This is a genomic window from Nocardioides aestuarii (assembly GCF_039527245.1).
Taxonomy (GTDB): Bacteria; Actinomycetota; Actinomycetes; order Propionibacteriales; family Nocardioidaceae; genus Nocardioides; species Nocardioides aestuarii.
The window spans coordinates 2,944,405-2,964,209 of record NZ_BAAAJT010000002.1; the positions used below are offsets into that span (position 1 = coordinate 2,944,405).

Annotated in this window: 22 protein-coding genes; 6 read left to right on the plus strand and 16 right to left on the minus strand. The window is 73.0% G+C overall.

Annotated elements, in window-relative coordinates:
• Positions 1–5: 5 nt before the first annotated feature.
• Entirely contained in the window at positions 6–989 is a 984-nt protein-coding gene (gene deoC, locus ABD091_RS14825; RefSeq protein WP_343919776.1) for a deoxyribose-phosphate aldolase, read from the minus strand.
• A gap of 99 nt (positions 990–1,088) precedes the next feature.
• Here deoC and ABD091_RS14830 point away from each other — a divergent pair, with 99 nt between their 5' ends.
• The 3 genes from ABD091_RS14830 to ABD091_RS14840 are packed head-to-tail and all read left to right on the plus strand — an operon-like array spanning position 1,089 to position 2,834.
• Positions 1,089–1,697: an SRPBCC family protein gene (locus ABD091_RS14830; RefSeq protein ID WP_343919778.1), complete on the plus strand. Its 609-nt coding sequence runs from the start codon at positions 1,089–1,091 to the stop codon at positions 1,695–1,697.
• Entirely contained in the window at positions 1,697–2,038 is a 342-nt protein-coding gene (locus ABD091_RS14835; RefSeq protein ID WP_343919780.1) for an ArsR/SmtB family transcription factor, read from the plus strand. Before ABD091_RS14830 ends, ABD091_RS14835 begins: the two co-directional genes overlap by 1 nt.
• Complete coding sequence (locus tag ABD091_RS14840; protein WP_343919782.1) at positions 2,025–2,834, plus strand: DNA-formamidopyrimidine glycosylase family protein; 810 nt, start codon at positions 2,025–2,027, stop codon at positions 2,832–2,834. Before ABD091_RS14835 ends, ABD091_RS14840 begins: the two co-directional genes overlap by 14 nt.
• Here ABD091_RS14840 and ABD091_RS14845 read toward each other — a convergent pair.
• Genes ABD091_RS14845 through ABD091_RS14860 form a run of 4 tightly spaced genes read right to left on the minus strand, consistent with a single transcriptional unit; the run spans position 2,831 to position 7,972 of the window.
• Positions 2,831–4,462, minus strand: coding sequence for a dipeptide ABC transporter ATP-binding protein (locus ABD091_RS14845; RefSeq protein WP_343919784.1), 1,632 nt, complete (start codon positions 4,460–4,462; stop codon positions 2,831–2,833). The two genes, ABD091_RS14840 and ABD091_RS14845, sit on opposite strands and share 4 nt — an antisense overlap.
• Positions 4,459–5,379 (minus strand): ABC transporter permease, encoded by a 921-nt coding sequence (locus ABD091_RS14850; protein WP_343919786.1) that lies wholly within the window; start codon positions 5,377–5,379, stop codon positions 4,459–4,461. The genes ABD091_RS14845 and ABD091_RS14850 overlap by 4 nt, the downstream gene beginning before the upstream one ends.
• Positions 5,376–6,410: an ABC transporter permease gene (locus tag ABD091_RS14855; RefSeq protein WP_343919788.1), complete on the minus strand. Its 1,035-nt coding sequence runs from the start codon at positions 6,408–6,410 to the stop codon at positions 5,376–5,378. The genes ABD091_RS14850 and ABD091_RS14855 overlap by 4 nt, the downstream gene beginning before the upstream one ends.
• Positions 6,411–6,421: 11 nt before the next feature.
• Positions 6,422–7,972 (minus strand): ABC transporter substrate-binding protein, encoded by a 1,551-nt coding sequence (locus ABD091_RS14860; protein ID WP_343919790.1) that lies wholly within the window; start codon positions 7,970–7,972, stop codon positions 6,422–6,424.
• Between the two features lie 114 nt (positions 7,973–8,086).
• On the opposite strand from ABD091_RS14860, the gene ABD091_RS14865 reads away from it, so the two are divergent.
• Positions 8,087–8,728 (plus strand): DUF1028 domain-containing protein, encoded by a 642-nt coding sequence (locus ABD091_RS14865; RefSeq protein ID WP_343919792.1) that lies wholly within the window; start codon positions 8,087–8,089, stop codon positions 8,726–8,728.
• Here ABD091_RS14865 and ABD091_RS14870 read toward each other — a convergent pair.
• Together ABD091_RS14870 and ABD091_RS14875 are read right to left on the minus strand one after the other, a co-directional pair.
• The gene (locus ABD091_RS14870; protein WP_343919794.1) at positions 8,709–9,308 is read right to left on the minus strand and encodes a helix-turn-helix domain-containing protein; all 600 of its coding nucleotides are present in this window, start codon (positions 9,306–9,308) and stop codon (positions 8,709–8,711) included. The genes ABD091_RS14865 and ABD091_RS14870 overlap by 20 nt on opposite strands.
• A 20-nt stretch (positions 9,309–9,328) precedes the next feature.
• Positions 9,329–10,993: a phospho-sugar mutase gene (locus ABD091_RS14875; protein WP_343919796.1), complete on the minus strand. Its 1,665-nt coding sequence runs from the start codon at positions 10,991–10,993 to the stop codon at positions 9,329–9,331.
• 37 nt (positions 10,994–11,030) lie between these two features.
• Here ABD091_RS14875 and ABD091_RS14880 point away from each other — a divergent pair, with 37 nt between their 5' ends.
• Positions 11,031–11,567 (plus strand): HEAT repeat domain-containing protein, encoded by a 537-nt coding sequence (locus ABD091_RS14880; RefSeq protein ID WP_343919798.1) that lies wholly within the window; start codon positions 11,031–11,033, stop codon positions 11,565–11,567.
• A gap of 10 nt (positions 11,568–11,577) precedes the next feature.
• On the opposite strand, the gene tpx is transcribed toward ABD091_RS14880, so the two are convergent.
• From tpx to ABD091_RS14925, 9 genes are all read right to left on the minus strand, one after another.
• On the minus strand, positions 11,578–12,075 hold the full coding sequence (gene tpx / locus ABD091_RS14885; RefSeq protein ID WP_343919800.1) for a thiol peroxidase: 498 nt from the start codon (positions 12,073–12,075) through the stop codon (positions 11,578–11,580).
• Between the two features lie 18 nt (positions 12,076–12,093).
• Positions 12,094–12,966: an alpha/beta fold hydrolase gene (locus ABD091_RS14890; protein ID WP_343919802.1), complete on the minus strand. Its 873-nt coding sequence runs from the start codon at positions 12,964–12,966 to the stop codon at positions 12,094–12,096.
• A gap of 60 nt (positions 12,967–13,026) precedes the next feature.
• Positions 13,027–13,827, minus strand: coding sequence for an NAD-dependent epimerase/dehydratase family protein (locus ABD091_RS14895; protein WP_343919804.1), 801 nt, complete (start codon positions 13,825–13,827; stop codon positions 13,027–13,029).
• 25 nt (positions 13,828–13,852) lie between these two features.
• Complete coding sequence (locus tag ABD091_RS14900) at positions 13,853–14,419, minus strand: hypothetical protein (protein WP_343919806.1); 567 nt, start codon at positions 14,417–14,419, stop codon at positions 13,853–13,855.
• Positions 14,419–14,991 carry a hypothetical protein gene (locus tag ABD091_RS14905; protein ID WP_343919808.1) on the minus strand — a complete coding sequence of 191 codons (573 nt, stop codon included), beginning with the start codon at positions 14,989–14,991 and terminating at the stop codon, positions 14,419–14,421. The genes ABD091_RS14900 and ABD091_RS14905 overlap by 1 nt, the downstream gene beginning before the upstream one ends.
• A gap of 2 nt (positions 14,992–14,993) precedes the next feature.
• Entirely contained in the window at positions 14,994–15,788 is a 795-nt protein-coding gene (locus tag ABD091_RS14910; protein WP_343919810.1) for a purine-nucleoside phosphorylase, read from the minus strand.
• 173 nt (positions 15,789–15,961) lie between these two features.
• A complete protein-coding gene (locus tag ABD091_RS14915) occupies positions 15,962–16,738 on the minus strand; it encodes a thioesterase family protein (RefSeq protein WP_343919812.1) in 777 nt (258 codons plus the stop codon).
• Between the two features lie 25 nt (positions 16,739–16,763).
• A complete protein-coding gene (locus tag ABD091_RS14920; protein WP_343919814.1) occupies positions 16,764–17,768 on the minus strand; it encodes an aldo/keto reductase in 1,005 nt (334 codons plus the stop codon).
• 90 nt (positions 17,769–17,858) lie between these two features.
• On the minus strand, positions 17,859–18,311 hold the full coding sequence (locus tag ABD091_RS14925) for a gamma-glutamylcyclotransferase (protein WP_343919816.1): 453 nt from the start codon (positions 18,309–18,311) through the stop codon (positions 17,859–17,861).
• 67 nt (positions 18,312–18,378) lie between these two features.
• Between ABD091_RS14925 and lpdA the strand changes: the two genes are divergently transcribed.
• Positions 18,379–19,770 (plus strand): dihydrolipoyl dehydrogenase, encoded by a 1,392-nt coding sequence (gene lpdA / locus ABD091_RS14930; RefSeq protein WP_343919818.1) that lies wholly within the window; start codon positions 18,379–18,381, stop codon positions 19,768–19,770.
• Positions 19,771–19,805: the final 35 nt, after the last annotated feature.

Below are 19,805 nucleotides of genomic sequence, written 5' to 3' on the forward strand. Positions count from 1 at the left end.
GTGCCTCAGTCCAGCGTGAAGTAGTCGGGGCCGGAGTAGCGACCGGTGGTCATCTTGGTGCGCTGCATCAGCAGCTCGTTGAGCAGCGAGGAGGCGCCGAAGCGGAACCAGTCGGGGTCGAGCCAGTCCTCGCCGACGACCTCGTTGACCATCACGAGGTACTTGATCGCGTCCTTGGCGGTCTTGATGCCGCCGGCCGGCTTCACGCCGACCATCTGACCGGTCGCCTCGCGCCAGTCGCGCACGGCCTCGAGCATCACGAGCGTGACGGGGAGGGTCGCGGCGGGCTGCACCTTGCCGGTGGAGGTCTTGATGAAGTGGGCGCCGGCCATCATCGCCAGCCAGCTGACCCGGCGGACGTTGTCGTAGGTCTGCAGCTCGCCGGTCTCGAAGATCACCTTGAGGTGCGCGCTCTGCCCATCAGGCCTGGCACAGGCCTCGCGGACCTGGGCGATCTCCTCGAAGACCTGGAGGTAGCGGCCGGACAGGAAAGCGCCACGGTCGATGACCATGTCGATCTCGTCGGCGCCGGCCTCGACGGCGTCACGGGTGTCGGCGAGCTTGATGTCCATCGCCGCGCGACCGCTGGGGAAGGCCGTGGCGACGGCAGCCACGTTCACGCCGGAGTCGCCGAGGGTCTCCTTGGCGATGCCGACCATGTCGGGGTAGACGCAGACCGCCGCGACCTGGGGGACGGTCGGGTCGGCCGGGTCGGGGCGCATGGCCTTGCTCGCCAAGGCCCGCACCTTGCCGGGGGTGTCCTGCCCCTCCAGCGTGGTGAGGTCGACCATGCGGATCGCGAGGTCGAGGGCGTAGGCCTTCGCGGTGGTCTTGATCGAACGCGTCCCGAGGCCGGCCGCGCGGGCCTCGGCGCCCACCTGGTCGACGCCCGGGAGACCGTGGAGGAAGCGCCGCAGCGAGGCGTCGTTCCGCGTGATCTCCGCGACGTCCCCGGGGGCGAGGGAGTCGGGTCGGATGGTGGTGGTCACTCGGGTCAGCATAGGCGTGCGCGGAGGTGCGGGCAGAATCAGCGTGACCGCATATTTCCGTCTTGACTTATATAAGCATGTACTTGTTACAGTGCCGGCATGAGCGAGCGAGCACTGACGTCCCTGGACCACCACGGCAAGCCGGCCCGCGGGCTGGTGATCGAGCGCCACTACGCGGCTCCCGTGGGAGAGGTCTGGCAGGTGCTCACCGTCCCTGAGCGGCTGCCGCGCTGGTTCCTCCCGGTCGAGGGGGACCTGCAGGTGGGGGGCCGCTACCAGCTCGTGGGCAACGCCGGCGGTGTCGTCGAGCGGTGCGAGCCGCCGCGGTCGTTCGCCGTCACGTGGGAGTACGGCGAGCAGGTGTCGTGGGTGGAGGTCGACCTGCGGGAGACGGACGGCGGCACGACCCTCGTCCTGCGCCACATCGCGCACCCCGACGACCACTGGGACACCTACGGGCCGGGCGCGGTCGGCATCGGCTGGGACCTCGCCCTGCGCGGTCTCGCCCTGCACCTCGGCTCCGGAGAGGCCGTCGACCCCGCCGCGTTCGAGGCGTGGTCGACCGGCGAGGAGGGCAAGGACTTCGTCCGCGCCAGCAGCGAGGGCTGGGTGGCCGCGGACGTCGCGGACGGTGCCGACCCCGACGACGCGCGAGCACGGGGCGCCCGTACGACCGCGTTCTACCTCGGCGAGGAGCAGCCCGGCTGATGCACGCCTTCGACGTCCTCGGCGACCCGGTGCGACGGCGGATCCTGGAGCTGCTCACCGACGGCGAGCGGGCCTCCGGCGCGGTCGTGGAGGTGATCCACGAGGAGTTCGGGATCTCCCAGCCGGCGGTGTCCCAGCACCTCCGGGTGTTGCGCGACCACGGCTTCGCGACCGTCCGCCCCGAGGGCACCCGGCGCCTCTACTCCGTCGACCCGACGGGCATGCGCGAGGTCGACGTCTGGCTGGAGCAGTTCCGGGGCTTCTGGGAGCAGCGGCTCGACGCGCTCGGGACGGAGCTCGCGCGCGGCCGTCGCCTAGGGTCGGAGGATGCCCGAGGGTGACTCCGTCCTGCTGCTCGCGCGGCGGCTGGCCCGCTCGCTCGACGGCCGCACGGTCATGCGCTCGGACCTCCGCGTCCCGGCGCTGGCGACCCGGGACCTCGCCGGTCGCACGGTGCTCGACCACGCCACCCACGGCAAGCACCTGCTGACCCGCTTCTCGGACGGCCTGACGCTCCACTCCCACCTCCTCATGGACGGCGAGTGGTCGGTCACGCGGCCCGGCAAGCAGCTGCCGCGGCGGCTCCAGGCCGACGTCCGCGTCGTCCTCGCGGTCGACTCCGGCGCCACCGCGTGGGGACTGCGGCTCCACCAGCTCGAGCTGGTCCCCACGGCCGGGGAGGACCGGCTGGTCGGCCACCTCGGCCCGGACCCGCTGCGCGACGACTGGGACCCCGCCGAGGCCGTACGCCGCCTCCGGGCCGACCCGTCGACGCCCCTCGTCAGCGCGCTGCTCGACCAGACGCGGATGGCGGGTCTGGGCAACCTCTGGGCCAACGAGCTGGCCTTCCTCCTCGGCCGGAGCCCCTGGACGCCGGTCGGGGACGTCGACGTCGAGCGGCTGGTCGACCGCGCGGCAACGGCGCTTCGCCACTCGGCCACCGTGCCGGGCGCCTACCAGGTGACGACCGGCCGCGCCGTCCGCGGCGAGAGCCACTGGGTGTCGGGGCGGCAGCGGCGACCGTGCCTGCGCTGCGGCACGACCGTGCAGATGGTCGACGAGGTGCCGAACGACCCCGCGCGACGGCGGACGTGGTGGTGCCCGCGCTGCCAGCCCGGACCGGGCCCCGACCGCTAGCCGGGCGAGGACCCGGCCGCCGCCCGGGGCCGGAGCGGTGGCACGGCCTCGAGCAGGGTGCGGGTGTAGTCGTCCTGCGGGTCCTCGAACAGGTCGGCTGCGGGCCGGTGCTCGACCGCACGGCCGCGGTGCATGACCAGCACGTCGTGGCTGATCCTCTCGACCACGGCGAGGTCGTGGGCGATGAAGAGGTAGGTCAGCCCCAGGTCCTCCTGCAGCCGGAGAAGCAGGTCGAGGATCCGAGCCTGGATCGACACGTCGAGGGAGGCGGTTGACTCGTCGAGGATCAGCACCGACGGGTCGCACGCGAGGGCCCGGGCGATGCAGACCCGTTGACGCTGGCCGCCGGACAGCTGGTGGGGGTAGCGCTCCACGAAGTCCGCCGGAAGCTCCACCAGCTCGAGCAGCTCACGCACCCGCCGGTCCCGCTCGGACCCCTCGGCGATCTTGTGGACACGCAGCGGCTCGGAGACCGAACGGGCCACCGTCGAGCGCGGGTTGAGGGCGGCGTAGGGGTCCTGGAAGACCATGGCGATCCGGCGCTTGAGCTCGCGTCCGGCGGCGCCGGAGGCCGCGAGGACGTCGGTGCCGTCGAGGCTCACCGAGCCCCGGTCGGGGGCGACCTGGCGCGTGAGCACGCCGGCCACGGTGGACTTGCCCGAGCCGGACTCGCCCACGATGCCGAGCGTCGTGCCGGCCGCCACGTCGAAGGAGACGCCGCGGACGGCGAGGATCCGGCGGGTGCCGGTCTCGGCGCGCTGGGTGAAGGTCACGTGGAGGTCATCGACGGAGAGCAGCGGCTCCGGCGGGGCCTCGGGCGCGGGCCGGGGTGAGCCCAGCACGGGCCGCGAGCCGAGCAGCAGGCGGGTGTAGTCGTGCTGGGGCCGGTCGAAGACGTCGAGCACGGGCGCCTGCTCGACCGCCTCTCCCTGCCGGAGCACGGTCACCTCGTCGGCCACCTGCCCGATGACGCCGAGGTCGTGGCTGATCCACACGACGGCCATGCCGCGGTCGGCCTGCATCGACCGCACCAGGTCGATCACCTGGGCCTGGGTGGTCACGTCGAGGGCGGTCGTCGGCTCGTCGGCGATCAGCAGGTCGGGGTTGCAGGCGAGGGCGACGGCGATCATCACCCGCTGCCGCTGGCCGCCGGAGAGCTGGTGGGGGTAGGCGTGGAGGCGGTCCTCGGGGTCGGGGACGCCGACCGCCTCCAGCAGGTCGAGCGCGTGGCGCCGCGACGCACGCCGGGTCATGCCGAGATGGGCCTCGGGGCCCTCGGTCAGCTGGCGCTCCAGCGTCAGCAGCGGGTTGAGGGAGGTGCCGGGGTCCTGGAACACGAAGCCGACCCGACGGCCGAGCACCGAACGGAGCGTCCGGGCCGAGGCTCCCACGACCTCGGTCGGTCCCTCGTCGGGGGTGGCGAGCACCGAGCTGCCCGACACGTGGGCGCCGGGGACGTCGAGGAGACCGGTCGCCGACAGGACCGTCAGCGACTTGCCGGAGCCGGACTCGCCGACCACGCCGAGGCAGCCGCCGTCCGGCACCTCGAACGAGACGCCGTGGACGATCTCGCGGCCGTGGATCGCGACTCGGAGGTCGTCGACGGCGAGCACCGGCAGGTCGCTCATCGCCGGCCTCCCGCCTGCGCCGCGAGCGCCGTACGTCGCTTCGGGTCGAGCACCTGGCCCAGGCCGTCGCCGACGAGGTTGAAGGCCAGGGTCGTCAGGAGGATGGCGAGGCCGGGGAACACGCTCATCCACCAGGCGACCCCCACGAAGTCCTGGGCGTCGAACAGCATCCGGCCCCACGACGGGCGCGGCGGCTGCACGCCGAGGCCGAGGAACGAGAGCGCCGCCTCGGACAGGATCGCGAAGGCCAGCGAGAGGGAGGTCTGCACGATGACCGGGCCGGAGATGTTGGGCAGCACGTGGTGCCAGACCACGTAGGCGTTGCCGGTGCCCATGGTGCGCGAGGCCTGCACGTAGGGCTCGTTGCGCACGCTCAGCGTGGAGGCGCGCGCGACCCGGGCGAAGATCGGGGTGTAGACCACCCCGATCGCGATCGTGGCCGAGCTGAGGCCAGGGCCGAGGACCGCGACGATCGCCAGTGCCAGCAGCAGCACGGGGAAGGCGAAGAGCACGTCGACGACGCGCATCAGCACGCCGTCGGTGACCCCGCCGAGGTAGCCCGAGACCAGGCCGACACCGACGCCGACGACCAGCGAGATGCCGACGCTCACGAGCGCGACCTCCATCGAGACCCGGGCGGCGACGAGCACCCGGCTGAACTGGTCGCGCCCGAGGTCGTCGGTGCCGAACCAGTGGGCGCCGCTGGGACCCTGGAGGGCGCGGGTGACGTCGGTGTCGTTGGCCCCGTAGGGCGCGAGCGTGGGTCCGAGCACGGCGGCCAGCACCACGAGCAGGAGCACGACGGCCCCCGCGAGGCTGACCGGGTTGCGCAGCAGCAGCCGCAGCGTCCCGGGGCGCGGGGCGTCGTCCTCGACCATCTCGGTGGAGGTGTCGGCGGTGGGGAGGGAGGTGGTCATCGCTGGCGGATCCTCGGGTCGACGACGGCGTAGAGGACGTCCACGAGGAGGTTGATCAGCAGGAACAGTGCTCCCATGAGCAGCACCGCCCCCTGGATCACCGGGTAGTCGCGGGCGGCGACCGCCTCGTAGGTGAGCCGGCCCAGTCCGGGCCAGGCGAAGACCACCTCGACCACCACCACGCCGCCGAGCAGCGTGGCCATCTGTATGCCGACGATGGTGACGACGGGGACGACGGCGTTGCGCAGGACGTGGCGGCGCAGCACCTGCTGCTGGGGGAGGCCCTTGGACCGGGCGGTGCGCACCCAGCCGCTCCCGAGCACCTCCAGCACCGCCGAGCGGACGTAGCGGGTCATGATCGAGCCGGCGACCAGGCCGACGGTCACGGCCGGGAGGGCGAGGTTGCGCAGCCACCCGGCAGGGTCCTCGGAGAAGGGCGTGTAGCCCGAGGACGGCAGCCATCCCAGCGTGGAGGAGAAGAGCGTGATCAGCAGGATGCCCATCCAGAAGTCGGGCACCGAGACGCCCACCTGGCTGGTCACCCGGATGACCGCGTCGGCGACGCGTCCCTCGCGCAGCGCCGAGTAGACGCCGGCAGGGATGGCGAGCAGCAGGCCGACGACGACCCCGGCGAAGGCCAGCGAGGCGGTGGCCGGCAGCCGCTGGAGGAGCAGTGCGGTCACGGGCTCGCCGCTGCGGAAGCTCACGCCGAGGTCGCCGGTCACCGCGTGACCGATGTAGCTGCCGAGCTGGACGGCCAGCGGCCGGTCGAGGCCGCTGGCGGCCCGGAGGGCGTCGTAGGTCTCGGGGGAGTAGCGGGTGCCGAGGGCGATCCGTACGGGGTCGCCCGGCACCAGCAGGATCAGGCCGAACGTCACGACCATGACGCCGAGCAGCACCACGGCGGTGTGGAGCACGCCGCGCACGAGGACGAAGTGCGTGACCGGGTGACGCGCGAGCCGCTGGAGGCGGCTGCGCTCGTCGACCGCGGTCGCCGTGCTCCCGGTGAGCGGTCCCGAGGTGCTGCTCATCGCGACTCCCGTCAGCCCATCGAGGCGTCGCGCCAGCGGATGGCCCGGTCGCTGCGCACCGTGTAGCCGGACAGGTCGGGGCTGTAGGCCTGGATCACCGAGGGGTTGTAGAGGTAGATGTAGCTGGCCTCGTCGGCGATGATCGTCGCCGCCTCGTCGTAGATCTCCTGCCTCCGGTCCTCGTCGGTCTCCGTGCGGCCCTCGTCGAGCAGCTGGTCGACCTCGCTGTTGGAGTAGCCCTGGGCGTTGCTGCTCCCGTCGGTGTGGTGCTGGGAGTAGTAGAAGTCGTCCGGGTCGATGTTGCCGAGCCAGCCCATGTAGAGCATGTCGAAGTTGCCCTGGTTCTGCTCGTCGAGCCAGGTGCCGAAGTCGAGGCTGCGGATCTTCAGGTCGATGCCGACGTCGGAGAGGCTGTCGGCGATGACCTGGGCGGCGTCGACGGTCTCGGGGTAGTCGGAGGAGACCATGAGCTCCATGGACAGGTCGGAGACGCCGGCCTCGTCGAGGAGGTCCTCCGCCTTCTGCTGGTCGAGGGAGTAGGTGTCGTAGGAGGTGTACCAGGCCGAGTCCTCGGGGATCGCGAGCTGGTTGACCTCCGCCGTGCCGTAGCTGGTCACCTGCGCGATCGCGTCGCGGTCGATGGCGTAGGCGATGGCCTGCCGGACCCGGACGTCGTCGAACGGCTTCCGGGCCTCGTTCAGGGCGAGGTACCAGTAGTCGTTGCTGGGCACGACGTCGACGGCCACGGCGTCGTCGCCCGAGAGTGCCTCGACCTGCTGGGGCGGGATCGAGTCGGTCCACGCGATCTCGCCGGCCTTGAGGGCCGCCACCGCCGTCGAGCCCTCGGAGATGAAGCGGTAGCGGATGGAGGGGATGGCGGGCTCGCCGCCCCAGTAGTCGGGGTTGGCCTCGAGGTCGATGTGGTCGCCGGAGGTGAAGTCGGTGAGCTCGTAGGGACCGGTGCCGACCGGGGCGGTGGTGATGTCGCCGGACTCGACGTTCTTCTTCTCGACGATGGCCACGCCCTTGAAGCCGCCGATGCTCGAGAGCAGGTTGGGCGTGGGCGCGCTGACCGTGATGACGACGGTCTGCGGGTCCGGGGCGCTGACCTTCTTCACCGAGGAGAAGCGGTAGGCGGTCGAGAGCTCGTCGTCGATGATCCGTTCGAAGGAGTAGACGACGTCATCGGCCGTCATCTCCGCGCCGTCGTGGAACGTGACCCCGTCACGCAGCTGGAAGGTCCACGTCAGCTGGTCCTCGCTGAGGTCCCACGACTCGGCGAGGGCGGGCTGCATCTCCAGGTTCTCGTCGGGCTCCACGAGGGTGTCGTAGACGTTCTCCAGCACCTGGAAGGAGAAATAGGAGGTGGTCTTGTGGGGGTCGAGCTGGTCGGGCTCGCCGCCGATCGCCACGGCGATGCCCTCGCTGCCACCTCCGCCGTCGGAGCCGCCGCCCTCGATGTCGACACCTTCGCCGGTCGAGCAGGCGGCGAGGCCGAGCGAGGCGACCAGGGCCAGGGCGGTGAGAGCCGCCCGCAGCGGGCGGCGGTGGGTGGTGGACATCCTGGCCTCCTGGAGATCATTATGATGATGCTTTCATCATCATGCTCCCGCGTCCGGCGGGTGGCAAGGGTCCTCCGAGGAGTTTCACGTGGCTGTTACGTGGCGGGGTACGGCGTGACCTTCTCGCTCGTGCTCGCCGTCCCGCGGACCGGCCTGCTGGTGGCTGCGACGGCCAGCCGCTCGCTCGGCGTGGGCAACGCCGTGCCGGCGGTGCGGCCCGGGGTGGGCGCCGTGGTGAGCCAGGCCTGGACCAACCGGTCGTTGCGCGGCCGGGTGCTCGACGTCCTCGCCACGGGTTACGGGCCGACCGAGGCCCTCGCGCGGATCCCGAACTGGGACCACGACCACCGCTGGCGCCAGGTCGGCGTCGTCGACGCGGTCGGCGCCCACGCGGCCCACACCGGCCCGGACTGCAGCGCCTGGGCCGGCTCGTGCGCGGTCGACGGCCCGGCCGTGAGCGGGGTCGTGGTCGCCAACCTGGTCACGGGCGCCGGGGTGGTGGAGGCAGCGGCGGCGACCGCGGCTGCCGGTGACCCGGCCGACGCCGGGGCGCTCGCCTCCCTCGCCCTGGAGGCCCTGCTGGCGGGTCAGCGGGCCGGCGGTGACCGGCGGGGGCAGCAGAGCGCCGCCCTGGTGGTGGGGTCCGGCGAGCCGCAGGACTGGTCCCCGCCCGACCTCGACGTCGACCTGCGGGTGGACGACGACCCGGAGCCGCTGGCCGCGCTGGAGCGGCTGCTCAGGGCTCGAACGGGGTGACGGCACCCAGCACGACGGTCTCGTCGTCGTCGGCGTTGGCCCACCAGTGGGGCGTCGAGCAGCCGTAGGTCATCGAGTCGCCCGGACCCAGCTCCGTGCGGCTCTCCCCGTGGACGACCAGCAGCCGACCGCGCTCGACGGTCACGCACTCCGTGCCGAGGTGCCGGTAGGGACGGTGCTCGTTGGTGAACCCCGCCGGGAGCGTGCTACGGATCAGCTGCAGCAGCGCGGACGACCGGGGCGTGAGCAGCTCGCGGACCACGCGTTGCTCCGGCGGCTCGTCGACCCCGATCGGCAGCTGCGCGCCCTCGCCCCGGCGTACGACGGCCGCGTCCTGCTCGCCGGAGAGCAGCGTCGCGAGCGGCACCCGCAGCGTGGCCGCGAGCCGGTGGAGCGCGCTGAACGACGGGTTGCCGAGCCCGCGCTCGAGCTGGCTGATCAGCCCGAAGCTGACCCCGGCCTCGGCGCTGAGGGCCTGGACGGTCAAGCCCTGGCGACGCCGGAGGGCACGCAGCTGCCGGCCGAGGGCGGCCAGGTCGACCGCGGCCCCGGACTCCGGCGGTTCCTCCTGCTGGGTCACGCCGCCACCCTAGTCGCGGCTCAGATGCCTGCGGCGGCCTTCACGTCGGCCTTGAGCGCGTCGAGCCGGCCGGCGGCCGCGATCCGCGCGGCCTCGACGCCGTCCTCCTCGGGCCCGACGGGCACGACCACCTCGAGGTAGCACTTGAGCTTGGGCTCGGTGCCGCTCGGACGCACGATGACGCGCGCGCCGTCGGCGAGCCGGTAGCGCAGGCCGTCGGTCGGCGGCAGTCCGCCGTCGCCCTCCGCCAGGTCGTCGACCTGCTCGACGGCCAGGCCGCCGAGCGAGGTCGGCGGCGTCCGCCGCAGGGCCTCCATCGCCCGCGCGATCTCTGCCAGGTCGGTCACCCGCACGCTGAGCTGGTCTGTGGCGTGGAGCCCGTGCTCGCGGGCCAGGTCGTCCAGCACGTCGACGAGGGTGCGCCCCTCGGCCTTGGCGCCCGCGGCGATCTCGCAGAGCAGCAGCAGGGCGGACACGCCGTCCTTGTCCTTCACGTGCTCGGGATCGACGCAGTAGCCCAGCGCCTCCTCGTAGCCGAAGACCAGGCCCTCGGCGCGGGCGATCCACTTGAACCCGGTCAGCGTCTCCGCGTAGGGCTGGCCGTGGGCCGCGGCGAGCTTGCCGAGCAGGGACGACGACACGATCGAGCACGCGTAGGTGCCCTGCTTGCCGCTGGCGAGGAGGTGGTGGCCGAGGAGCGCGCCGACCTCGTCGCCACGCAGCATCCGCCAGCCGTGGGGGCCGGGGACCGCCGCGGCGCAGCGGTCGGCGTCGGGGTCGTTGGCCACGACGAGGTCCGCGCCCGTGCGCTCGGCGAGGGCCATCGCGAGATCCATCGCGCCGGCCTCCTCCGGGTTGGGGAAGGCCACGGTGGGGAAGCGGGGGTCGGGCTGCTCCTGCTCCTCGACGACCGAGGGTGCCTCGAAGCCGGCGGTCTCGAGGACCTGCAGCACCGACGTGCCGCCGACGCCATGGAGCGGGGTGTAGACGGTGCGGAGGTCGCGGGGTCCGTCGGCGGCCAGGTCGGCGACCGTGTCGAGGTAGCGGTCGACGATCTCGTCCTCGAGGACGCGGCCCGCGTCACCCCGGGGGACGTCGGCCACGGCACCGACCGCCGCGATCCGCTCGGCGATCCCGGAGTCGGCCGGCGGCACGATCTGGCTGCCGTCGCCGAGGTAGACCTTGTAGCCGTTGTCCTCCGGCGGGTTGTGGCTCGCGGTGACCATCACGCCGGCCACGCACCCCAGCTCCCGGATCGCGAAGGCCAGCAGCGGCGTCGGCAGCGGGCGCGGCATGACCAGGGCCTTGAAGCCGGCGCCGGTCATCACCTCGGCGGTGTCGCGGGCGAAGACGTCGGAGTTGAAGCGGGCGTCGTAGCCGATCACCACGCTGCTGCCCGGGCGCGCCCCCTCGTCGCGGAGGTAGGCCGCCAGCCCGGCCGCCGCGCGCGTGACGACGACCCGGTTCATCCGGTTGGGACCGGCGCCGAGTGCTCCCCGCAGCCCCGCGGTGCCGAACTCGAGCGTCCCGTCGAACCGGTCGGCGAGATCGGCCGCGGCCTCCGCGTCGCCGTCGTCGACCGCGGCGACCACCCGCTCGAGCTCGGCGCGGGTCTCGGCGTCCGGGTCGTCGGCCAGCCAGGCGCGGGCGCGGTCGATCAGGATCGGATCGGGGGCGGTGCTCATGGCCCGAACCGTAGACCTCGGGGGCCATGATGGGCACATGGGGGAGCGACCCGTGCACGACCTGATCGTCGAGCTCGCCGAGCGCCTCGGCCCGGACGAGTTCACGGCCCGTTGCGTGGCCCTGCTCCAGGGTGAACCGCGCGAGGACCACCTCGACGTGCTGCCGTGGCTGACCGGCCACGACTGGTCGGACGGTGAGCCGGTGCGTGACCCCGCGAGCTGGAAGGACCACTGGCTGCGGACGTGGGGTGCGCGGGGCCTGCTGCACGTGTGGGACGACCGCGCCACCGACGCCGTGGTCGCCGGGCTCGGCGACGAGGACTGGCGGCCGGCCGAGATGTGCCTCAAGGTCGCCGCGGCCCACGACGTGGCCGGGACCGGGGACGGTGCCGCCGCGCTGGCGGACCACCCCCTCCCACGCGTCCGGGCCGCGTCCGCGCGGGCCCTCGCCGTGGTCGGCGACACCGAGCACCTCGAGGTCGTCAGCGGGCTGCTCGACGACCCCGACGAGTCCGTACGCCGGGCGGCGGCGCGGGCGATCGAGCGGCTGCGCTCGCGGCTGGACCTCGGGTGAGCGGCCCGGCTCAGAGGCTGGCGAGCGCCGCGTCGTAGTCGGGCTCGGTCGCGATGTCGGCGACGAGCTGGCGGTGGACGACCGTGCCCTCCTCGTCGAGCACGAGGACCGCGCGGGCGAGGAGGCCGGCGAAGGCGCTGTCGACCAGGCGGGCGCCGTAGGTCTCGCCGAAGTCGCTGCGGAACGCGGAGGCGACCTGGACGCCGTCGATGCCCTCGGCGCCGCAGAAGCCCGCGAGGGCGAACGGCAGGTCCATCGACACGCAGAGGACCCGGGTCCCCTCCAGGCCGGCGGCGAGCTCGTTGAAGCGCCGAACGCTGGCGGCGCACACGCCCGTTCCGACGCTGGGGAAGATGCTCAGCACGAGCTTGCCCCCGGCGGGGGCATCGGCGAGCGTGACGTCGCCGAGGTCGGGTCCGGTGAGGGTGAAGTCCGGCGCAGCCGACCCGACCTCGGGCAGCTCGCCGACGGTGTGGGCTGGGGTGCCGTCGAGGGCGGTGGTGGCCATGCGGCCTTTTCTACCCCCTCACGCCTGACCGAGCACCTCGCGCAACCGCTGGGCGAACGCCTCGGGCTGGCCGGCCTGGCCGAACTCCCCGCCGAGGAAGCCGCCGTGGTGGCTCGGGAACTCCGTCAACGAGACGCCCAGGGCCGCGGCCACCGCCTCGGACGTGCGCCACGTGATCGTGCCGCGCGACTCGACGCCGGCCGCGACGACGACCCGGGCGGGTGCGGCGGTCACGGCCGCCGCGTCGAGGACGTGGGCCGTGACCGCGTTGGAGACGCCCGAGAGCAGTGGGTCGTCGCGGCCGCCGTCGTCACCGGTCGGCATGCCGAAGGCGGCGGGGTCGGGCGGCGGCGAGGCGAGGTAGTCGTCGGTGAACTCGCCCTGCCACATGGTCATGCCGATGAAGGCCGCCATGCCGTGGCCCCAGCCACGCTCGCGGTAGACCGCCTGGACGGAGGCCTCCGCCGCGAAGGCCCGCTCGGCGTCCGGGAGGCCGGTGAGGATCGGGGGCTCGTGGCAGACCGCGAGCGAGACGTCGTCGGGGTGCTCGGCGACCCAGGTCAGGGCGTCGACGGCGCCCCCGCTGCTGGCGAAGAGCTCGACGGGTCCGCGGTCGAGCTCGGTCACCAGGGCGTGCAGGTCGGCGGCGTGGGTCGCCGGGTCGTTCGTCACCAGCCCGTCCGAGCGGGTGGAGCGACCCAGCCCACGGGGGTCGTAGGTCACGACCGTGCGCTCGGGGATCAGAGCCGCCAGGGTGCCGAAGCCCTCGGCGGTCATCGGTTGGCCGATCATCACCAGCGGCGCTCGCTCGTCCGGGACGTCGGCCAGCCTCACGTCGTAGGCGATCACGGCGTCGCCGCGGTCGAGGTGGTGGGTGGACTGCGCGGTCATGGGCTCCTCCTGGTCGGTCCTCGCCGACTCCGACCGGCGGGGAGCCACGGACTCATCGGTTCACAGCGCGGGACGGATGAAGGCGTCGGTCGCGAAGGGCCCGCCGACATGGGCGGCCTCGGCCGCGTCCTGCTCGCGCTCGACCACCGCACCGGTGTGGTCCTCGGCGTCGTCGAGCGGCTCGTAGCCGAGGGCGCGACCGGGGGCGAGGTCCCACCAGCCGCGGGTGTTGGCGCTGACGCCGTAGAGGACGGCGTAGCCGGGCGCCGGGGTGGTGAGGGCGGCCTCGACCATCCGGACGCAGTCGTCCTCGGACAGCCAGGTCGACAGGCCGCGCACCGACTCCGGGTGGGGCAGGAACGACCCGATCCGGCACGAGACGGCGTCGATCCCGTGGCGGTCGGCGTAGAGCGACATCAGGGCCTCGGCGGCGACCTTGGCGACGCCGTAGAAGGTGTCGGGGCGGGGCCGGACGTCGGCGGTCAGCACCCCGTCGGCGAGCTCGGCGCGCGGCGTACGGCCGACGGCGTGGTTGGAGCCGGCGTTGACCAGGCGCGGCACGCCGTGGGAGACCATCGCGTCGAGCAGCGCCGCGGTGGTGACCGTGTGGGACTCCAGCGACTCGCGCAGGCCGCGCTCGTCGGGGATGCCGGCGAGGTGGACCACGGCGTCGAGGCGGTGGCGGGCGAAGACGGCCTCGACGGCCTCCGGGTCGGCGCAGTCCGCGGTGTACCAGGGGCCCGCCCAACCCTCCGGGGCCGGCACCAGGTCGAGGCCGACGACCTCGTGGTCGCGGTCGGTCAGTCCGGTGGTCACGACCCGGCCCAGGGCTCCGGCAGCGCCGGTCACGAGGATCCTCACGGCGCCATCCTGCCGGACGGCGCAATCACCCGCAGTCGCGCGTCACGCCGAGGCCGTGGGCGAGCCGCTCGGTGCCCGTCGTCCGGCCGTCGTCCCACGCGATGTCGAAGCCCTCGACCGCGCTGTCCGGGGTGATGCGCACCCGGAGGAAGACCGTCCACGTGCCCGGGCGCGGCTGGGCTCCGTCGAGCCGCTCCCGCTGGCGCCATCCGGGCTGGCGGCGCGCGACGCTCCAGCCCGGGTCGGGCCCGGCGCTGACGACGCCGGCACCACCACCCCCGCGGCGGGGTGCGACCAGGACCGGGCGGGCGAGCCGGCCGTCGCCGGCGACCGTGACCTCGCCGAGCCGGACCTCGCGGCGGACCGTCATGGGGAGGGCGACCTCGAACCACACGGGGGCGCGGTCGCCGCAGTCGCCCTCCACGGAGGCGGAGGAGCCGTTGTCGAAGACGAGGGGCGGGCGCGTGTCGACGGCAGGAGCGTCGGAGGTCGACTCGGTCGGCTGGGCGGGGTCGGGCTCGGCGTCCGGCTCGCCGGCGGAGCAGCCGGTGAGCAGGAGGAGGGCGGCCAGCGCCGTCGTCGTACGGCGCATCAGCAGCCGCCGCGCCGGGTGCGGCCCTGGTTGTCGATCGTCGTCTCGCCGGTGGCGTCGCCGTCGTCCCACGCCAGCGCGAAGTCGTCGATCGTCAGGTCGGGTCGCACGGTGGTGCGGATGAAGTAGGTGTAGTCGCGGCCCTTCCGGAGCTCGGCCCCGGCCAGCGGCTCACGTCCTGCCCACTCCTCGATGTCGTCGATGCCCACGCCGCCGGCGTCGAGGTCGAGGCTGCCGGACTCGGGATGGTCGTCGACGACGGGCGCCACCCAGCTGCCGGTGATGCGGATGGCCTCGCCGCCACCGGACACCTCGGTCAGGGTCACGTCACGACGGGCTCGCACCTGGTCGTAGAGGACGATGCGGCGCGGTCCGTCGGCGAAGCAGGAGAAGACAGTGCGGCCTCCGAACGTGAACTGGCGCAGCGGGTCCTCCGGCGGTGCCGCCGGCTCCGCGGCGGTCGGGTCGCTCGAGCCCGGGTCGGCGGGTGGGTCGTCGGACTCCGCGGTGGCCGAGCACCCGGCGAGGAGGAGGGCGGCGGTGGCGGCGAGGGTCACGAGAAGGAGGCGCACCCCTACATCTTCCCGACGATCTCGGAGAGCAGACCGCCCATGCGCGCGGCCGCCGTCCGGCCGGCCTCGAGGACCTCCTCGTGGTTGAGGGGCTCGCCCGAGATGCCGGCGGCGAGGTTGGTGACGAGGCTGATGCCGAGGACCTCCATGCCCGCCTCGCGGGCCGCGATCGCCTCGAGGGTGGTGCTCATGCCGACGAGGTGGCCGCCGATGGCGCGGACCATGCCGATCTCGGCCGGGGTCTCGTAGTGGGGGCCGGGGAACTGCACGTAGACGCCCTCGTCGAGGTCGGGCTCGACCTCGCGGCACAGGCCCCGCAGCCGCGCCGAGTAGAGGTCGGTGAGGTCGACGAACGTCGCGCCCTCGAGCGGGGAGGTCGCGGTGAGGTTGATGTGGTCGCTGATGAGGACCGGGGTGCCGGGCGACCAGGACTCCTTGAGCCCGCCGCAGCCGTTGGTGAGCACGATCTGCCGGCAGCCGGCGGCGGCCGCCGTCCGGACCGGGTGGACGACCGCGCGCACCCCCTTGCCCTCGTAGAAGTGGGTGCGCGAGAGGAAGACCAGCAGGTTCTTGTCACCGGCCCGGATCGAGCGGACCTTGCCGCTGTGGCCGGCGACCCCGGCCGCGTGGAAGCCGGGCAGGTCGGTCGTCGCGATCTCCGCGGTGGCCTCGCCGAGGGCGTCGACGGCCGGCAGCCATCCGGAGCCGAGGACGAGGGCGATGTCGTGCTGGTCGACGCCGGTGAGCCGGGCGAGGGTGTCGGCCGCCTCCTGGGCGAGCTGCTGGGTCTCGTTCACGGCGTCACCCTAGGGCGTGCCTCGCAATCCGGCGCCGTTGCGAGCGTGTTGTCGCGCCGAGCTGGCAAGGCGGAGGTGCGCAGGCGGGCCGGAGGCCCGTCAAGTCGCCGACAACGCCGCCAGGTCGGATGCGACGACTCGCGCAGCAGGCGCTCCGGATTGGGAGGGGCGCCCTAGGCGGACGGGCGGACCGTGAGCGACTGGGCGAGACCGCCCACGATGCCGTCGGTGTCGTGGAGCACGCTGCTGGTCAGCCCGCGGCCGTCCGGACCGAAGGTGACGCTGGTGTCGAAGCCGACCCAGTCGCCGACCGGGTCGCGCACCAGGTGGGCGGTGAGGTCGACGTTGGGGAAGGCGACCGTCCGCGGGTCCTCGCGCACGGTCATGCCGTTGGCGATGTCGAGCACGCCCGCCCACCGGGCGACCGGGCCCACGGGCTCGGCGAGCAGCGGCACCGACGGCCTGACCCAGAAGGTCGCGCGGCCCGGCTCGACCTCGTGGCGGCGTACGTCGACGGAGGTGATGAAGCCGCCCGGCCAGACGTCGTCGGGGCGCCACGTGGGCAGGTCGTCGGGTGAGGTCAGCGGCTCCACCGGCGACCCGCGCCGGGCCCCGGTGTCACCGCGGACGATCAGCCACGCCCGCAGCACGACCGCGGGCCGGCCCGCGTGGCTCATCGTCGCCTCGACCAGCTCGACGGTCCGGCCGGGACGGAGGACGCTCACCTCGGTGGTGACCTCCTCCACCGGCATCGTGCCGAGGAGGTCGAAGGAGAGCCGGCTCACGGCCAGCCGGTCTTCCGGCGTACGGCGAGCGGCGTGGTCGGCCTCGACGAGGTGGGTGAGCAGGCCGAGTGCCGGGGCGACGTGCTGCTCGTCCTCGCGCCACGCGCCACGGACGTGGTCGGTGGGCAGGAAGGCGGCCGGCCCGGTGCGCTCGAAGTAGGTCACCGGGCCGACCCTAGGCCGGAGCAGGTCAGGCGTTGACGCTGGACATGTCGGCGTAGCGGTCGCCGACCACGGCGTCGCGGGGGACGGCCTGCTGGAGCCGCGCCAGGTCGGCGTCGTCCAGACGGACGTCGGTCGCGGCGGCGTTCTCCTCCAGGTACTTCACCCGCTTGGTGCCGGGGATCGGCGCGACGTCGTCACCCTGCGCGAGCACCCACGCGAGGGCGAGCTGTCCCGGCGTGACGCCCTTGTCGGCCGCCAGCGACTTCACCTGCTCGACGAGCGCGAGGTTGGCGTCGAAGGCCTCGCCCTCGAACCGCGGGAAGCGGCCGGCGGCGCGGGAGTCGCCGTCCTCCAGCGTCTCACGGGTGACGGCGCCGGTGAGGAGGCCGCGGCCCAGCGGGGAGTAGGGGACCAGGCCGATGCCGAGCTCGCGGAGCACCGGCAGCACGTCGTCCTCGAGCTCGCGGGTGAACAGCGAGTACTCGCTCTGGAGGGCGGTGACGGGGTGGGTCGCGTGGGCGCGGCGAATTGTCTCGGCGCCCGCCTCCGAGAGGCCGAGGTGGCGCACCTTGCCGGCCGCGACCAGCTCGGCCATCGCGCCGACGGTCTCCTCGATCGGGACCGTCTTGTCGACGCGGTGCTGGTAGTAGAGGTCGAGGTGGTCGACGCCGAGCCGCTGGAGGCTCGCGTCGCAGGCGGAGCGGACGTAGTCGGGGGTGCCGTTGATCCGCACCCAGGAGCCGTCGGGGTTGCGCTCGTTGCCGAACTTGGTGGCGAGCTGGACCTCGTCGCGGCGGCCGGCGATCGCGCGGCCGACCAGCTGCTCGTTGGTGAAGGGCCCGTACATGTCGGCGGTGTCGAGGAAGGTGACGCCGAGGTCGAGCGCACGATGGATGGTGGCGACCGCGGCGTCCTCGTCGCGGGTGCCGTAGAACTCCGACATCCCCATGCAGCCGAGGCCGAGGGTGGAGACCTCGAGGGCGTGGTCGCCGGTGCCGAGTGTGCGGGTGCCGATGCTGGTGTCAGTCATGACTCCACCCTGCTCCGGGCGCCCAAGTCCCGGCCCCCGCGTGCCCTCGAGCCTGGTTGCTTGACGTCAAGCAACGGCGCCGGCCGCGAGCTACAGCCCGGTCGAGCGGCAGGGACGGCGACGCAGGGCGGCGACGTAGTCGTCGGGGGCGTCGGCGGCCTCGGCGGCCTCGGCGAGGACGCCGAGGTAGGACGCAGAGGGCAGGCCGCCCTCGTAGGCGTCGAGCACGTAGGTCCAGACGACGAGCTCGCCGGTCATCGTCGCGACGCGCACCTTGGTCTTGCGGTAGAGCCCCAGGTCGGCGCCCTCCCAGCCGTCGAGGGCGAGCTCGTCCTCGCGGGTGATGTCGTAGATCGCGACGAAGACCTGCTCGATCGGGTCCTCGACGATCGTGGAGAGCGCGCCGTCCCACCCGTGCTCCTCGCCGCCGAACGTCAGCCGCCAGCCGGTGAGCCAGCCCGTCGTGCGCAGGGGGGAGTGGGGGCAGCGCTCGAGCATGCGCCGCGGGTCGAGGTTGGTCCCGTAGGCGGCATACAGCGTCACGCGGAGCAGGCTAGCGGTGAGACCTCCGCATTCGCGGGTCGCGACACCGGTCACTAGGCTGGGGGTCGTGAGCGACAACCACTTCGATGTCCTGGTCCTCGGCGCCGGCCCCGGTGGCTACGTCGCCGCCATCCGCGCCTCTCAGCTCGGCAAGAAGGTCGCCGTGGTGGAGGAGAAGTACTGGGGCGGTGTCTGCCTCAACGTCGGCTGCATCCCGTCGAAGGCACTCCTGCGCAACGCCGAGCTCGCCCACACGCTCGAGCACGAGAAGGACCTCTTCGGCATCGAGGGCGAGGTGTCGATGAAGTACGACGCCACCCACGCCCGCTCCCGCAAGGTGAGCGAGGGGATCGTCAAGGGCGTCCACTTCCTCATGAAGAAGAACAAGATCACCGAGATCAACGGGTGGGGCCAGCTGAAGTCGGCCAACGAGATCGAGGTCGACGGCACCACCTACACCTGCGACGACCTGATCCTCGCGACCGGCGCGAAGGTCCGGATGCTGCCCGGCATGGAGACGAGCGAGAACGTCGTCACCTACGAGGAGCAGATCCTCGACAGCGAGCTCCCGGGCTCGATCATCATCGGCGGCTCCGGCGCGATCGGCGTCGAGTTCGCCTACGTCATGAAGAACTTCGGCGTCGACGTCACGATCGTCGAGTTCCTCGACCGGATGGTGCCCACCGAGGACGCCGACGTGTCCAAGGAGCTGCTCAAGCACTACAAGAAGCTCGGCGTGAAGGTCATGCTCTCGACCAAGGTCGAGAACGTCGAGGACACCGGCTCCGGCGTCAAGGTCACCGTCGCCCCGGCCGACGGCAACGGCGAGAGCCAGGTGCTCGAGGCCGACAAGATGCTCGCGGCCTTCGGGTTCGCGCCCCGGCTCGAGGGCTACGGCCTCGAGAACACCGGCGTCGAGACGACCGACCGCGGCGCGATCAAGGTCGACGAGGTCGGCCGTACCAACGTCGACCACGTCTACGCCATCGGTGACGTGACCGGCCTGCTCATGCTCGCCCACGTCGCCGAGGCCCAGGGCGTCGTCGTCGCCGAGACCATCGCCGGCGCCGAGACGATGCCGGTCGAGATCGACTTCGTCCCGCGCGCGACCTACTGCCAGCCGCAGATCGGGTCGTTCGGCTACTCCGAGGCTCAGGCGAAGGAGAAGGGCTACGACGTCAAGACGGCGACGTTCCCCTTCACCGCCAACGGCAAGGCCATGGGCCTCGGCCACGCGGTGGGCTTCGTGAAGGTCGTCGCCGACGCGGAGTACAACGAGATCCTCGGCGCCCACATGATCGGCCCCGACGTGACCGAGCTGCTCCCGGCGCTGACGCTGGCGCAGAAGTGGGACCTCACGGCCGACGAGATGGCGCGCAACGTCTTCGCCCACCCGACGCTGTCGGAGGCGGTCAAGGAGGCCGTCGAGGGCATCGCCGGCCACATGATCAACCTGTGATGAGCCGGGCAGCCGTGGGCGACTCCGTCGGCCAC